This is a genomic window from Streptomyces sp. NRRL B-24085 (assembly GCF_001282115.1).
Classification (GTDB): Bacteria; Actinomycetota; Actinomycetes; order Streptomycetales; family Streptomycetaceae; genus Streptomyces.
Map to the genome: position 1 here is coordinate 23,383 of NZ_LJBR01000164.1, position 15,681 is coordinate 39,063.

At 70.6% G+C, this 15,681-nt stretch carries 12 protein-coding genes; 2 read left to right on the forward strand and 10 right to left on the reverse strand.

The annotated features are described in order from the left end of the window. Positions 1-5: 5 nt before the first annotated feature. Both AOJ26_RS19425 and betA read right to left on the reverse strand, forming a co-directional pair. Positions 6-1,475 carry an aldehyde dehydrogenase family protein gene (locus tag AOJ26_RS19425; RefSeq protein ID WP_053849585.1) on the reverse strand — a complete coding sequence of 490 codons (1,470 nt, stop codon included), beginning with the start codon at positions 1,473-1,475 and terminating at the stop codon, positions 6-8. Positions 1,476-1,659: 184 nt separating this feature from the next. Beyond that, complete coding sequence (gene betA / locus AOJ26_RS19430; RefSeq protein ID WP_053849586.1) at positions 1,660-3,330, reverse strand: choline dehydrogenase; 1,671 nt, start codon at positions 3,328-3,330, stop codon at positions 1,660-1,662. Positions 3,331-3,538: 208 nt separating this feature from the next. On the opposite strand from betA, the gene AOJ26_RS19435 reads away from it, so the two are divergent. Continuing rightward, positions 3,539-4,285: an IclR family transcriptional regulator gene (locus AOJ26_RS19435; protein WP_053849587.1), complete on the forward strand. Its 747-nt coding sequence runs from the start codon at positions 3,539-3,541 to the stop codon at positions 4,283-4,285. Here the strand turns inward: AOJ26_RS19435 and AOJ26_RS19440 are convergent. The 8 genes from AOJ26_RS19440 to AOJ26_RS19475 all read right to left on the reverse strand — a co-directional run bounded on the left by AOJ26_RS19440 (position 4,273) and on the right by AOJ26_RS19475 (position 14,878). Continuing rightward, entirely contained in the window at positions 4,273-5,454 is a 1,182-nt protein-coding gene (locus AOJ26_RS19440; RefSeq protein ID WP_053849588.1) for an aromatic ring-hydroxylating oxygenase subunit alpha, read from the reverse strand. The two genes, AOJ26_RS19435 and AOJ26_RS19440, sit on opposite strands and share 13 nt — an antisense overlap. A gap of 88 nt (positions 5,455-5,542) precedes the next feature. Continuing rightward, the gene (locus tag AOJ26_RS19445; RefSeq protein ID WP_053849589.1) at positions 5,543-6,703 is read right to left on the reverse strand and encodes an NAD(P)/FAD-dependent oxidoreductase; all 1,161 of its coding nucleotides are present in this window, start codon (positions 6,701-6,703) and stop codon (positions 5,543-5,545) included. Next, entirely contained in the window at positions 6,700-7,062 is a 363-nt protein-coding gene (locus AOJ26_RS19450; RefSeq protein WP_037710117.1) for a bifunctional 3-phenylpropionate/cinnamic acid dioxygenase ferredoxin subunit, read from the reverse strand. The genes AOJ26_RS19445 and AOJ26_RS19450 overlap by 4 nt, the downstream gene beginning before the upstream one ends. A 454-nt stretch (positions 7,063-7,516) precedes the next feature. Further along, on the reverse strand, positions 7,517-9,895 hold the full coding sequence (locus AOJ26_RS19455) for an ATP-binding cassette domain-containing protein (protein ID WP_053849590.1): 2,379 nt from the start codon (positions 9,893-9,895) through the stop codon (positions 7,517-7,519). A gap of 54 nt (positions 9,896-9,949) precedes the next feature. Continuing rightward, positions 9,950-10,297, reverse strand: coding sequence for a VOC family protein (locus AOJ26_RS19460; RefSeq protein ID WP_053849595.1), 348 nt, complete (start codon positions 10,295-10,297; stop codon positions 9,950-9,952). A gap of 54 nt (positions 10,298-10,351) precedes the next feature. After that, on the reverse strand, positions 10,352-10,942 hold the full coding sequence (locus AOJ26_RS19465) for a TetR/AcrR family transcriptional regulator (protein ID WP_053849591.1): 591 nt from the start codon (positions 10,940-10,942) through the stop codon (positions 10,352-10,354). 24 nt (positions 10,943-10,966) lie between these two features. Next, positions 10,967-13,018 carry a discoidin domain-containing protein gene (locus AOJ26_RS19470; RefSeq protein WP_053849592.1) on the reverse strand — a complete coding sequence of 684 codons (2,052 nt, stop codon included), beginning with the start codon at positions 13,016-13,018 and terminating at the stop codon, positions 10,967-10,969. A 156-nt stretch (positions 13,019-13,174) separates the two neighbouring features. Beyond that, positions 13,175-14,878, reverse strand: a complete 1,704-nt coding sequence (locus AOJ26_RS19475) for a cellulase family glycosylhydrolase (protein ID WP_078959966.1) — start codon at positions 14,876-14,878, stop codon at positions 13,175-13,177. 98 nt (positions 14,879-14,976) lie between these two features. On the opposite strand from AOJ26_RS19475, the gene AOJ26_RS19480 reads away from it, so the two are divergent. Continuing rightward, a partial coding sequence (locus tag AOJ26_RS19480) for a class I SAM-dependent methyltransferase (protein WP_159044326.1) occupies positions 14,977-15,681 on the forward strand: 705 nt, incomplete at its 3' end.

Sequence of the window (15,681 nt, forward strand, 5' to 3'; positions counted from 1 at the left end):
GGCGTTCAGCCGCGGAACCAGTGCTGCGGCCGGGGTTGGATGTTCTGCCAGATGTGCTTGGGCTCGCGGTACTCGTCGAGGCCGGTCGGTCCCAGTTCCCGGCCCACTCCGGAGTGTCCGAAGCCACCCCACTCGGCCTGCGGCACATAGGGGTGGTAGTCGTTGATCCACACCGTGCCGTGCCGCAGCCGGCGCGCGACCCGCTGGGCCTTGCCGGCGTCCTGCGTCCAGACCGCCCCGGCGAGCCCGTACTCGGTGTCGTTGGCGATGCGCACGGCGTCGTCCTCATCGGTGAAGCGCTCCACGGTGAGCACCGGCCCGAAGGACTCCTCGTGCACCACCCGCATGTCCTGCCGGCACTCGTCGAGCACGGTGGGCGGGTAGTAGTGGCCGTGCGCGAGGTCCGGGTCGGCGGGCCGTTCGCCGCCGCAGCGCAGGACGGCACCCTCCTCCAGACCGGCCGCGACATACGCCTCGACCTTCGCCAGGTGCCGCGCGGAGATCAGTGCCCCGGTCTCGGCCTCGGGGTCGAAGGGGCCGCCGAGGCGGATCCGCCGGGCGCGGCGGACCACCTCGTCGACGAAGCGGTCGTGCAGGCGGTCCTCGACGATCAGCCGGGCGCCGGCCGAGCAGACCTGCCCGGAGTGCAGGAAGACGGCCGTGAGCGCGAAGTCCACGGCCGTCTCGAAGTCGGCGTCGGCGAAGACGACGTTGGGGTTCTTGCCGCCGAGTTCCAGGGCGACCTTCTTCACGGTCGCGGCGGCGGTCGCCATGATCCGTTTGCCGGTCTCCACGCCCCCGGTGAAGGAGACCATGTCGACGCGGGGGTCCTCGGCGAGCGGCGCCCCCACCTCCGGACCGGTGCCGAGGACGAGGTTCGCCGCGCCGGCGGGGAGTCCGGCCTCCTCCAGTGCCTTCATCAGCAGGACGGAGGTCGAGGGGGTCAGTTCGCTGGGCTTGAGGACGATCGTGTTGCCGGCCAGAAGGGCCGGGGCGACTTTCCAACTCGCTTGCAGCAGAGGGTAGTTCCAGGGTGTGATCAGTGCGCAGACCCCGATCGGCTCGTGGACCACACGACTGACGGCGTCGTCCCGTCCGGTGTCGATCACGCGGCCGGCGTCGGTGCCGCCGAGCCCGCCGTAGTAGCGGAGACAGGAGACGACGTCGGCGATGTCGTACTCGCTCTCCACCAGCCGCTTGCCGGTGTCCAGCGACTCGGCCCGGGCGAACTCCTTGGCGTCGCGCTCGATCAGGTCGGCGGTGCGCAGCAGCAGGGCGCCCCGCTCCCGCTCGGGGGTGTGCGGCCAGGGCCCTTCGTCGAAGGCCCGGCGGGCGGCCGCGACGGCGGGCTCGGTGTCGGGGCGCGTCGCCTCGGACACGGTGGCGGAGAGCGTGCCGTCGGCGGGACACCGGATCTCCCGGCGCCCTCCGGCCACCGGCTCCCGCCATTCACCGTCCACGTACAGGTCTGCCACGTCGGGAGCCCTTCGAGCGATTTCGTTGCGCATGGCGCATCGCATTGCTTGTGGTGGAACACTCTGGAGAATGCGGCAATCCACGTCAAGGGGTTGGGGGATGACGGTTTGGGCACGCGGACGCCTTGTGCGCGAGGGGGGCCCGGCGGGTTTCCGGCACAAGCGTCCGCGTGCGAAATCCGTGTTACCCGGCCTGCGTACGGGCGTCCCGGTGCCGGTAGTACACGGCCTCGGAGGGCTCGAGCGGCTGGTTGCCGAGGATGAGGTCGGCCGCCTTCTCCGCGATCATCATGACCGGCGCGTAGATGTTGCCGTTGGTGACGTAGGGCATCACCGACGCGTCGACGACCCGCAGGCCCTCGACCCCGTGCACCCGCATGTCGGCGGGGTTCACCACGGCCGTCTCGTCGGTGCCCATCCGGCAGGTGCAGGAGGGGTGCAGGGCGGTCTCGCCGTCCTTGGCGACCCAGGCGAGGATCTCCTCGTCGGTCGCGACGGACGGGCCGGGCGAGATCTCCCCGTCGTTGTAGGGAGCCAGGGCCGGCTGGTTGAGCAGCCTGCGGGCGACGCGGACCGCCTCGACCCACTCGCGGCGGTCCTGCGCGGTGGACAGGTAGTTGAAGCGCAGTGCCGGGTGCTCCTCCGGGTCCCGGCTCCTGATCTTCACGGAGCCGCGGGCGTCCGAGTACATGGGCCCCACGTGCACCTGGTAGCCGTGGCCGCCGGCGGGCACGGAGCCGTCGTAGCGGACCGCGACCGGCAGGAAGTGGAACATCAGGTTGGGGTAGTCCACGTCGTCGTTGCTGCGGCAGAACCCGCCCGCCTCGAAGTGGTTGGTGGCGGCCGGGCCCGTGCGGAACAGCCATTGCAGGCCGATGAAGGGGGCGCGCCATTTCGCGAGGTACGGCTGCACGGAGACGGGCTGCTTGCAGGCGTACTGGATGTACACCTCCAGGTGGTCCTGGAGGTTCTCGCCGACGCCCGGCAGGTCGTGGACGACGTCGATGCCCAGGGCCCGCAGTTCCTCGGCGTTGCCGATGCCGGACAGCTGGAGCAGCTGCGGGGAGTTGATCGCGCCGCCGCACAGGATCACCTCCGCCGCGCGCACCTGCCGCGGCGCCCCGCGGCCGTGCCGGTACTCGACGCCGACGGCCCGCTTGCCCTCGAACAGGACGCGGGTGACGAGGGCGCGGGTGGTGACCGTGAGGTTGGGCCGCTTCCTGGCCGGCTTCAGATAGGCCTTGGAGGCGGACAGCCTGCGGCCGCGATGGACGTTGCGGTCGAACTTGGCGAAGCCTTCCTGCCGGTAGCCGTTGACGTCGTCGGTCGGCGCGTACCCCGCCTCCTCGGTGGCCTTGAGGAAGGCGTCGAAGAGCGGGTTGGTGGCCGGGCCCCGCTCCAGGACGAGCGGGCCGTCGTGACCGCGGAACTCGTCGTCCGGGTCGGCCGCGAGACAGTTCTCCATGCGCTTGAAGTACGGCAGACAGTGCGCGTAGTCCCAGGTCTCCATGCCGGGATCGGCGGCCCAGCGCTCGTAGTCCATGGGGTTGCCGCGCTGGAAGATCATGCCGTTGATGCTGCTGGAGCCGCCCAGCACCTTGCCGCGGGCGTGGTAGACGCGGCGCCCGCCCATGTGCGGTTCGGGCTCGGACTCGTACTTCCAGTCGTAGAAGCGGCTGCCGATCGGGTAGGTCAGCGCCGCGGGCATGTGGATGAAGACGTCCCACGGGTAGTCCGGCCGGCCCGCCTCCAGGACCAGCACCCGGTTGCCCGGGTCGGCGGAGAGCCGGTTGGCCAGTGCGCTGCCGGCCGATCCACCACCGACGATGACGAAGTCGTACTGCTGAGGAGCCATGGTGCCTCGTCTCGCTCGCGCCGTCGATACGCGCGGCATGCTAGTACGGGTATCGCAATACGCACCAGGTTGCGAAGCGCGCAACTTCCACGACACATGCACGGGGTCCGCGAAACAGACTCACGTCCTTGTTGTTTACCCGCCGTATAGTTGCGTTGTGAGCAACTACAACCCGGATAACGAAACGACAGGGTCGTCGAGCGGCGGAGTGCAGTCCGTCGACCGGGCCATTCACGTCATGGAGATCCTGGCCCAGCGCGGCGAGGCCGGGGTCAGCGAGGTGGCCGCCGAGATCGACGTCCACAAGTCCACGGCGTTCCGGCTCCTCGGCGCCCTGGAAGCGCGCGGCCTGGTGGAACAGGCGGGTGAGCGCGGCAAGTACCGGCTCGGTTTCGGCATCGTGCGCCTGGCCGGCGCGGTCACCGGACGCATCGACATCACCCAGCAGAGCCGTCCGGTCTGCGAGGACCTCGCCGAGGAGATCGGCGAGACGGTGAACCTCGCCGTGCTGCAGGAGCGGTACGCGGTCAACCTCTACCAGGTGCGCGGCCCGGGTGCCGTCACCGCGCAGAACTGGGTCGGACAGCTCACCCCGCTGCACGCCACGTCGAGCGGCAAGATCCTGCTGGCCCACCTGCCCGCCGAGGAGCGCTCCGCGCTGCTGACCGAGACGGGCCTGAAGAAGGTCACCCCGCGCACCATCACCGCGAAGACGAAGCTGGAGAAGAACCTCGCCGAGGCCCGGGAGCGGGGTTACGCCTGGGCCCTGGAGGAGCTGGAGCTCGGTCTGCACGCCATGGCCGCGCCGGTCCGGGACCGGGACGGAGAGGTCATCGCGGCGCTCAGCGCCTCGGGGCCCTCGTACCGGCTCTCCGAGGAGCGCCTGCACGAGCTCGCCCCCGTCCTGGTCAAGGGTGCCGAGGAGATCAGTCACCGGATGGGTTACCTGGGCTGAGCCCCCGGCCCGGGCTGGGCCCCCGGCCTCGGCTGAGCCCCCGGCCCGGGCTGAGCCCCCAGCCGTCCCTGGACCCAGTCGTGGAACTCGCCGATGTGGTGCTCGCTGGGGACCAGCACACCGCCCTTGGCGTACAGCCGTGAGCGCATGCCGGGCTGGGTGCGCTCGCAGGCGTCGAAGTCCTGCCGGTTGACCCGGTCGAACAGCTCCACCGACCGGCTGACGTCCTTCCCGCTGCGCACGACGTCCGGCAGGTACAGCCAGTCGCACTCCACGACCGTCCGGTCCACCGCCACCGGGTACATCCGGTGGAAGATCACGTGGTCGGGCACGAGGTTGACGAACACCTGCGGTCGCACGGTGATCGCGTAGTACCGGCGGTCCTGCTCCGCGGAGACCCCCGGGATCCGGTCGAGCCCCTCCGAGCCGTCGACGGTGAAGCCCCTGACGTCCTCGCCGAACTCGGCGCCGTGCCCCACGTAGTACTGGGCCGCGTATCCGTCGGCGAACTCCGGGAGCACCTCGGTGAGTTCGGGATGGATCGTCGCGCAGTGGTAGCACTCCATGAAGTTCTCGACGATCAGCTTCCAGTTGGCCCTGACGTCGTAGACGATCCGCCGGCCGACCTCCAGCCCCGCGATGTCGTAGTGCTCGATCGACTCGGTGTCGCCGAGGCGCGCGACCACGTCTTGGACGACCTCCTCGAAGGGCGGCGGGTCCTCGGCCAGGCACACCCACACATAGCCGAGCCACTCGCACACCGCCACGCTCGCCAGGCCGTACTCGGTACGGCCCACGTCCGGCATCTTGGTCAGGTTCGGCGCGGCCACCAGCTTGCCCGTCAGGTCGTACGTCCAGGCGTGGTAGGGGCATTGGAAGGCCCGCTTCACCTCCCCTGACTCCTGCGTGCACAGTCTGGCGCCCCGATGACGGCAGACGTTGAAGTACGCGCGCAGCGAGCCGTCCCGCGCACGCGTGATCAGGATGCTCTCCCGGCCCACCTCCACGGTCCGGAAGGCACCGGGCCTGGGCAGGTCGGAGGCGCGGACGGCGCAGAACCACATCGCTTCGAAGATGCGCTCCTGCTCCTGCGCGAAGATCCCGGGATCGGTGTAGGAGGTGCCGGGAAGGGTGGCGATCAGGCTGTCCGGCAGGCTGGTCGAGGTCACAGTGCACTCCTCGGGGAACGTCGTGGGCCGGTGGTGCACGCCGGGAAGAGCGGACGGCGTTCTGGACGGAGCGGCAGCGGCGGCGCTGTCAGGCCGCGGCGGCGAGCTGCTTGCGCCAGCGCGTGAACAGCCGCGGCTGGTTCATCCCGAGCACGGCGACCGGATGCCCGGAACGCCGGTAGACGGCGAGGACGTTGCGGTCGTCCCCGGCGCCCTCCTCGATGGTCACGCTGTCGGCGGCGGCCGCGTGACCGGCGAACTGGATCTTCACGCCGTACTGGTCGGACCAGAAGTACGGCGGCCTCGGCACGCCCGGTTCCACCGCGCCGCCCGCCAGGAGCGCGGTCACGGCCGCGTCGGGCCGCTCCCGGGCGCCGGTCCAGTGCTCGACGCGGCGGTGCAGGCCCGCGCGCGGGTCGTACCAGGAGGCGCAGTCGCCGACCGCGACGACACCGGGCAGTTCGGTGCGGCCGTCGGCGCCGCAGGTGACGCCGTCGTCGAGCCTCAGGCCCGAGCCCGCGAGCCACTCGACGCACGGGCGGGCGCCGACCCCCACGACCACGGTGTCGGCCGCGAGAGTGCGGCCGTCCGCCAGCAGGACGGCGTCGACACGGCTCCCGCCGCGCAGTCCCTTGACGCCCACCCCGCACAGCAGCCGTACGCCGTGGTCCGCGTGGAGGGCGGAGACGATGCCGCCCATGGTCTGGCCGAGCGGTCCGGCCAGCGGGGTGGGGGCCGCCTCCACGACGGTCACGTCGAGTCCGAGGGCGTACGCGGTGGAGGCGACCTCGGCGCCGATGAAGCCACCGCCGATCACCACCAGCCGTCCCCCGAGGGCCAGTTCGTCGCGCAGGGCGCGGGCGTCGTCCAGTGTGCGCAGGGTGTGCACCCCGGCCAGGGCGTCCGCGCCGGGCAGGGTCCGGGCGGCGGCGCCGGTCGCGATGACGACGCCGTCCGCCCGCACCTCGCCGCCGTCGGCGAGCCGTACGACGCGCCGCGGGCCGTCGAGACCGACGGCGCGGACGCCGAGCAGCCAGTCGGCCCGCAGGTCCTCGTCGTCCGGCTCCAGCGCGAGTTCGCTCTCGGCCAGGGAGCCGGCCAGGAACTCCTTGGACAACGGGGGCCGGTCGTACGGGCGGTGGAGCTCGTCGCCGATGACCACGAGCCGCCCGTCGTAGCCCTGCCTGCGCAGCGAGCGCGCCGCCGACAGTCCGGCGAGCGAGGCGCCGACCACGGCGACCGTCCTCACGCGGGTCCGCCGGCGAGCCTGGCCGCGACGCAGGGCGGCAGGTTGGGGGCGTCCAGGGAGAGCCGCACGTAGATCATGCCGTCCTCGACGTGGACCTCGTGGGTGCGGACCGGACGCTTGGCCGGCGGGGCGTCCACGGCACCGGTCCGCAGGTCGAACTTCGAGGCGTGCAGCGGGCATTCGACCTCGCAGCCCTCCAGCCAGCCGTCGGCGAGCGAGGCGTCCTGATGGGTGCAGGTGTCGTCGATGGCGAAGACCTCGCCGTCGTCGGTGTGGAACACCGAGACCGGCGGATCGATGTCGAGCCGGTAGGCCTCGCCTCGGGGGAGATCCACGAGACGGCACGCGGGAATCATCATGACACCTCGGTGCGTATAGCGAAACGGATTGCGTTGAACGCAACGTCAGTGTGAGGGCGCCCGCAAACCCTTGTCAAGGCGTCCACAGGCCATGGCCGCACGGGCGTCAGGGTTTCGAAATACACAACTCCGCGCACACTATGCAACGAAGCACGGTCTCTCACAGCACCACCCTCGAGGTCGAAGCGACTGCGCTCGGTTGCCTCATTCGCGACGGGTACTGCTATGCGCAACTGAGCATCGGGGAGGGGAGACATCGGGTCAAGGGGCCGGAGACCCACACCAATGCCGTTCAGCACGCCGAGGGCTCCCTGCCCCAGGCCCGAAGGCCGCCGACGACGAGGAGTCCGGCCGTGGTCTGCTTCCGGTCAGGACCCTCGCCGGCACCTGGGGCTTCCGCCCGCCGACGAGGGCAGGACGACCTGGTTCACGCTGCGGCTGTGGACGCGGTGCGTCACTTCCCCACGTACGCCGCCAGATGCTCCGCCGTGAGCGTGCCCCCCGTGGCGACGAGCTCCGCCGGAGTCCCCTCGAAGACGATCCGGCCGCCGTCGTGGCCCGCGCCGGGGCCGAGGTCGATGATCCAGTCGGCGTGGGCCATGACCGCCTGGTGGTGCTCGACGACGATGACGGACTTGCCGGAGTCGACGAGCCGGTCCAGCAGGCCGAGCAACTGCTCGACGTCGGCGAGGTGGAGCCCGGTCGTCGGCTCGTCGAGGATGTACACGCCGCCCTTCTCACCCATGTGGGTCGCCAGTTTCAGCCGCTGCCGCTCACCGCCGGACAGCGTGGTGAGCGGCTGGCCGAGGGTGAGGTAGCCGAGCCCGACGTCCGAGAGGCGTTCCAGGATCCTGTGCGCGGCCGGCGTACGCGCCTCGCCGGTGTCGAAGAAGTCCAGCGCCTCCGTCACCGGCATCGCGAGCACCTCGCTGATGTCCCGGCCGCCGAGGTGGTACTCGAGGACCGAGGCCTGGAACCGCTTCCCCTCGCACTCCTCACAGGTCGTCGCGACCCCGGCCATCATCGCGAGGTCGGTGTAGACGACTCCAGCCCCGTTGCAGGTCGGGCACGCCCCCTCGGAGTTCGCGCTGAACAGCGCCGGCTTCACGCCGTTGGCCTTCGCGAACGCCTTGCGGATCGGCTCCAGCAGTCCCGTGTACGTCGCCGGGTTGCTGCGCCGGGAACCGCGGATGGCGCCCTGGTCGACGGAGACGACCCCCTCGGCGGCCGGGATCGACCCGTGCACCAGCGAGCTCTTGCCGGACCCGGCGACCCCGGTGATCACGGTCAGCACCCCGAGCGGGATGTCGACGTCGACGTCCCGGAGGTTGTGCGTGCTCGCGCCCCGGATCTCCAGCGCGCCGGTGGCCTTGCGGACCGAGTCCTTGAGCCCGGCCCGGTCGTCGAAGTGGCGGCCGGTGACGGTGCCGCTGGTCCGCAGCCCGTCCACGGTGCCCTCGAAGCAGACCGAGCCGCCCGCGGTTCCGGCTCCGGGGCCGAGGTCGACGACGTGGTCGGCGATCACGATCGTCTCCGGCTTGTGCTCCACGACGAGGACCGTGTTGCCCTTGTCCCGCAGGCGCAGCAGCAGGTTGTTCATGCGCTGGATGTCATGGGGGTGCAGCCCGATCGTCGGCTCGTCGAAGACGTAGGTGACGTCGGTGAGCGAGGAGCCCAGGTGGCGGATCATCTTGGTGCGCTGCGCCTCGCCGCCGGACAGCGTGCCCGAGGGGCGGTCCAGGGAGAGGTAGCCGAGCCCGATCTCCACGAAGGAGTCGAGGGTCTCCCCCAGCGCCGTGAGCAGCGGTCCCACCGACGGCTCGTCCAGCGCGCGCACCCACTCGGCGAGGTCGCTGATCTGCATCGCGCAGGCGTCGGCGATGCTGATCCCCTTGATCTTCGAGGACCGGGCGCCCTCGTTGAGCCGGGTGCCCTCGCAGTCGGGGCAGACCATGAAGGTGATCGCGCGGTCCACGAACTCGCGGATGTGCGGCTGCATCGACTCGCGGTCCTTGGCGAGCATCGACTTCTGGATGCGCGGGACGAGACCCTCGTAGGTCATGTTGATGCCCGCGATCTTCATCCGGGTGGGTTCCCGGTACAGGAAGTCCTGGAGCTCGCGCTTGGTGAACCTGCGGATCGGCTTGTCCGCGTCGAAGAAGCCGGACTCGCTGTACAGGCGGTAGTTCCAGCCGCCGGCCTTGTAGCCGGGGATGGTCATGGCGCCCTCGTTCAGCGACTTGGAGTCGTCGTAGAGCTGAGTGAGGTCGATGTCGTTGACCGTGCCCCGGCCCTCGCAGCGCGGGCACATGCCGCCGACGATGCTGAAGCTGCGGCGCTCCTTCACGGTCTGCCCGGCGCGCTCCACGGTCACCGCGCCCGCTCCGCTGATGGAGGCGACGTTGAAGGAGAACGCCTTGGGCGAGCCGATGTGCGGGGTGCCGAGCCTGCTGAAGAGGATCCGCAGCATCGCGTTGGTGTCGGTGACGGTGCCGACGGTGGAGCGCGGGTCGCCGCCCAGGCGCTGCTGGTCGACGGTGATGGCGGTGGTCAGGCCGTCGAGGACGTCGACCTCGGGCCGGGCCAGGGTGGGCATGAAGCCCTGCACGAAGGCGCTGTAGGTCTCGTTGATCAGCCGCTGCGACTCGGCGGCGATGGTGTCGAACACCAGCGAGCTCTTGCCGGAACCGGAGACCCCGGTGAAGACCGTGAGCCGGCGTTTCGGGATCTCGATGCTGACGTCCTTGAGGTTGTTCTCGCGCGCCCCGTGCACGCGGATCAGGTCGTGGCTGTCAGCGGCGTGCGGCGCGTCGGTCCGCGTGGCCTTGCTCATGGTGACTGGTCCTCCCGTTTCGACAACTTCGAACACTATGTCGACGCGCACGTCTCAGCGCAGCTCCTGGACGCGGATCGTGTTGCCCGCGGGGTCGAGGAAGGCGCAGTCCCGCATGCCGTACGGCTGCTCGATCGGTTCCTGGATCACCTCGGCGCGGGACTGGAGCCACTCGAAGACGGAGTCGAGGCCCGGGGCGGCGAGCAGGAGCTCGGGGTCACCGCCCGCGGCGCGCAGCACGACCGCGGCACCGGCCCGGCCCGCGGGACCGACGGTGATCCGGCGCATCTGGCCGCGGCCCACGTCACCGCGCACCTCGAAACCCAGTACGTCCCGGTAGAAGGCCAGCGAGGCCTCCGGGTCGTCGTGCGGGAGGAAGCTCGCCCGAATCCGGATGTCCATGCCCGTCACGCTAGTCACGGTCCCCGGCCCGCGCTTCTCCGATCCTGACCGCTCTCAGCGCACCAGGCCCGCGATGTGGGCCGTGACGGTGTCGAGGATGTCCGCCCAGGCGGCCGCGTCGCCGAGGACGAGGTAGTTGAGGGTGAGCCCGTCGGTCATGGCCGCCAGATAGCGGGCCAGGACGGAGACGGGCACCCCCAGCTCCAGGTCCATGTCGCCGCGGAGCTGCTCGATGAGCTCGGCGTAGGCCTCGCCGTAGAGCTCGTACTGGCGCCTGGCGAGATGCCCGAACCCGGGCTCGCGCAGCGCGTACTGCGTGAGCTCGTAGGTGAGCATGTGCGCTTCCGGGTGGGCGCGGACGTGGTCCCAGTATGCCCGGAAGCCGGCGGCGACGGTCTCCTCCAGGGTGCCCTTGGGGCGCAGGGCCTCCCGCACCACGCTCACCGAGTGGTCGGTGAGCGTGGTGATCACCGCCTCGACGAGGGCCTGCTTGGAGTCGAAGCAGTAGTGGAAGACGCTGAGGGACACGCCGGCCTCGGCGGCGATGGACCGGGTCGTCGTCCTGGCGACACCGTCCCGGGCCATCGCCCTGATCGCGGCTTCCGTGAGCTGTCTGCGCCGCTCGGCCGACGGCATGCGTGCCATGCGTGTCCCCCGCTGTCGATCCGGTCAGCCGCTGTGGACGCCGACCTCGTGGAGCGAGTATCCCCAGTCGGTGCCGCGGTCGAGGCCGTGGACGCGGACGTAGCGGGCCGGTGTGCCCGCGAACCTGGCGGTGTCGAGCCCGCCGTCACCGGAGGTCGTGGCCCAGGCGGTCGTCCAGTTCGTGCCGTCCGTCGACAGCTCGATCCGGTACGACTTCCCGTACGCCCGCTCCCAGTCGAGCGTGACCTTGGAGACCAGGTTGGTGGCGCCCAGGTCGACCTGCCACCATTGGTCGTCGCTCCAGTCGCTCGCCCAGCGGCTGGATTCGTCGCCGTCCACGGCCCGCCCGGGCTGGTAGCTGGTGAAGGGGTTGGACTCCGACGAACTGGCCGTGGCCGTACGCCCGTGGGCCAGGTCGACGGACGCCTGGTGCCGCTCGGAGGCGCCCCAGGTGTCGAGGTAGGACTCGGCGCCCCGGAACAGGTCGTCGACCACGCCCTGTCCGCCGACGAGGCGGATGTCCTCGATCCAGTCCGGGATCAGGCCGACATGGGCCGCCCCGTCGGTGTTGAAGTCGAAGGTGCGCTGTCCGGACGTCTGCCTGTCGACGACCGAGCCGCCGTCGACGCTCCTGAAGGGGTACGTCACCTTGTTCGCCGCGTCCGCCCCGCGCGGTGCGGGGTGGTCTCCGATGCCGTTGAAGTCGGTGCCGTAGCCGTAGCCCACGTCGTACTTGGCGCGCAGCGCGTCGGTGCGCCTCGCCTCCGCGGCGAACCCTTCGGAGCCGTGCATGTACTGGGCCACGAAACCGCCCAACGAGTAGACCCGCTCGGTCCAGTTGAGGTCCATCCAGCTGTGCGAGGAGAGCACGCCCGGGTAGTTCGCGGCCTCGAAGATGTCGAGGACCTGGCCGGTGGCCTTGACGCTCATGTGGTCGATCTCGAGCATCATCTTGCGTTGCATCATGCCGCGCACCGCGTACTCGCCGAGCTCGGTGAGCCCGCGCACGTTGCACTGCGCGGCCTTGTCGTACGACGGGACCTCGACCCCGGCCGGCAGGTCCTCCTCGGCCTCGGAGGCCGCCGTGCCGATGGGGTTGTCGTGCTGCGGGCCCTTGCAGGCCTCGGTCTTCCAGAAGGTGCCGGTGGACAGGAACTGACCGACGTTGATGGCGGTGCCGAGGCCACCCTCGTCGAAGCGGACCCCGCACAGGGCGTTGTCGAACTTGTGGCACAGGAACATCGACCGCACGCCAAGGCCGTACAGCTCGTCGAGGCCCTTGTCGATGTCCGCCCTGCTGCACTGGCCGATGTCGAGGATCTGCTTGCAGCCGAAGGGCTCGGAGGTCTCGACGCCGAGGACGACGGCCAGCTTGCCCTGCTGGACGACCTGTCGGGCCTGCGCGCTGTCGGTGACGATCCGGAACCAGCCCTTGCCGGTGCCGCCGTACATCTTGTCGATGAAGGCCTGGAGGTCGTAGGTGAGCTTGGCCTGGAGGCGGATGGACGTCATCTCGTCGCAGCCGCGGTCCTTGAAGGGGTAGACCGAGCAGATCATCCCGTTGGTGACGAGGTCGTTGACCAGCACCCGCTGGCCACCGCGCCAGGCCCGCTCCACCCAGGCGTAGTAGTTCGCCTGGTGCGTCATCGAGTCGTACGCCGGCCAGTCCTCGAAGGTGGGCCAGCCGGTCGGGTCGTGCCTGCCGTCGCCGCCGTGGGTGATGTAGTCGAAGATCGCGAGGGTGCCGTCGGGATAGTGCTCGGGGCAGTCCTTGAGCGCGTCGGCGACTCCGGCCTCGGAGAACACCTTGCCGCAGATCAGCCGGCCGCCGAAGGCCTCGTTGGAGAAGAGGTGATTGTGGGCGTCGACGAACCCCTGGACCTCACCGGCCGCGTTGGTGCCGGTGAAGGGGGCTCCGGTGACGTTCACCCCGGCATCGGGAGCGGGCCTGGCCGTCGGTGTCCACCAGTCGGTGGCCGCCGAGCTCGGCGTGGGGCCGAGGATCGCGGCCAGCACCAGGAGGAGCACGGAGACGGCGGTGATGTTCTTGCGGCTGCGGCAGGAGCGTCCAGCCATGGCCCACGTCCCTCGGTCGGCGGGAGGCGCCGTCGACCGAGGGCGTTCGACCGCCCTTGGACTTGTCATGACCGGCGCAATAGATGCGTCGAGGATCGCGAGCGGGCGCGTTCCGAGTCAAGGGTCCGGGACAGTTGACCTGATACCTGGGGGACGTCAACCGTTCACGCAGGCCGCCCCGTTGAGAGTGAAAGCGGCGGGTGCGGTGTTCGTGGCACCCTTGCCGCCGATGAACCCGAGGGTGACCGCACCTCCGGCCGCGATGGTGTTGGTGTAGGACGCCGGGGTGACGGTCACCGCACCACCGCTCTGCGCGGCGGTCCCGCCCCACATGGTGGAGACCGTCTGCCCGTCGGCGAAGGTGAAGCCGAGTCGCCAGCCGGTGACGGCCGCGGTGCCGGTGTTGCGGATGACGATCTCGCCCTGGAAGCCGCCCTGCCACTCGCCGACCACCCGGTAGCCGACGGAACAGCTCCCGGCGGGCGTGTCCGCCGTGGTGACGCTCACCGTCGCCGAACGGGCCGACCGGTTGCCGGCGGCGTCCCGGGCGTAGACGGCGAAGGAGTACGCCGTGCCGGCGGACAGGCCGGTCACGGTCACCGAACTCGTCGTCGAGGCCGCCACCTTGGTCTCGGTGCCGCCGCTGACGCGGACCACGTCGTACCCCGCCACGCCAACGTTGTCAGAGGACGCCGTCCAGGACAGGTGGGCGGAGGTCGCCGTCACCACGGAGGCGGTGGGTGTGCCGGGAGCGGTCGGGGCCTGGGTGTCGGTGGAGCCGCCGCCGAAGACGGTGGCCTCCTTGGCGGTCTGGGCGATGCCGTTGGCCCCGTTGAAGACGCGCTGACCCCACGACGTCATCCGCGCCGGGTCGAAGTTCAGCACGAGGTCGAGGACCGGGTCGGTGTTGCCGCTCCAGGACCAGGCGAGGTAACCGAGTCCGAGCTGTTGGGCCGTGGCCATCATGGTGTCCTCGTCTGGATCGCCCCACTGGTCGGCGGGTCCGCCGAACTCCCCGATGAGGATGGGCAGTTTGGCGCTGACGAAGGCGTTGAGATAGTCGGTGACCTCGGCGGCGGTGTCGAAGACGCTGTACATGTGGATCGAGAAGATGAGGTTGCCGGTGGTGTCGGCGGCGTACACGGCCTGGGCGTTGGTGCGCATGACCTGCTGCCAGTCCTGGCCCCAGTTGGGCGCGTCCACCATGATCGTGTGCTCGAACCCGGCGTTCCGCAGCTTCTTGATCGCGGCGATCGTCGGGGCGGTCCAGCCGGCAGGGTCGGTGTTGCCCCAGGGCTCGTTGCCGATGTTGATGACGATGTAGTTCTCCTGGCCGGCCAGGACGTCCTTCAGGCCGATCCAGTAGTCGGCGGCCTGGTCGAGGGTGCCGGCGGCGCTGTCCTCGCCGTAGCCGGTGGTGTCGTGGACCTCCAGGACGCAGATGAGCCGGTTGGCCTTGCACTGCGCGATGACATCGGCCACGTCGGCGGCGCTGTTGGCGGTCCAGCGGTGACCGTCGGCGAGGACCACCCGGACGGTGTTGGCGCCCTGCGCCTTGATGTCGGCCAGCGAGTCCAGCTCGTTCGGGTACCAGGTGTGGGCGTGGTTGACGCCGCGCATCACGAAGTCGTTGCCGTTGCCCTCGACCAGGCGTCCGTTGCTGATGTGCAGGCCGGTGGCCTGGACGCCGGGCTCCTGGGCGGCCTGGGCGGTGCCGGGACAGAGGGCGCCGAGCACCACCAGTCCGACGAGGGCCGCCAGCCTGGCGAGGAGGGTGGACAAGGGGCTCTTTCGCGTTCTTCTCACTGCGGCTCCAGGGGGTGGGTGAGTCGGTCGGAAGGAGCGTGGGAGCGCTCCCATAGAAGCCAATGGTCAAGTACACGTCAAGATGCGGGACGGCAAAGGGCTGCGACCGCGCATAGGGTTCCGAGCCTCGACCACCGCACCCGGGAGGCACGTTGACCACACGACCCGCAGGCCCCGACGCCGTCGACGCCGAGGCCTGGCAGGCCTATGGCGACCACCGTCTGCGGCACGGCAGCGAACTGCCGGAGCTGGAACGGTTCGACTGGGGCCCTCGGGGCAGCGGCCCGGGCGCGGAGATCCTCGGCGAGCTCACCGGACGGCGCGTACTGGACCTCGGGTGCGGCCCGGCCCGGCACGCGGCGCACCTCGTCCGGGCGTACGGCGCCTCGGTGGACGCCGTCGACTCCTCCCCCGCCCAGTACGAACGCGCCCGCGCCCGCTACGGCTCCCTGCCCGGCCTGCGCCTGATCAGGGCCGACGCCGTCGAACACCTCGGCACGGCGGAGCCGTACGACGTCGTCTACGCCGTCGACACGGTGCCGTACATCGACCCGCGCCGCCTGCTGCCCGCCCTGGCGGGGGCGCTGCGCCCGGGCGGGACGCTGTGCTTCACGGTGCCGCACACCAAGGCACGCGGTGACGGCCCCTCCACGGTCGTCGAGGCCCGGCCCGAGACCCTGCGGCTCGCCGGGGGCGGGGAGGTGGCGGTGCGGATGTGGAGGCTGAGCGAGGAGCTCTGGACGGATCTGCTCGGCGAGCACGGGCTGCGGGTCGAGGGCGTCGACGTCCTCGACGCGCCGGAGGAGGGCGACCGCGCCTCGTACCGCGTCTTCCGGGCGACCCGGCCGATCCGGGTC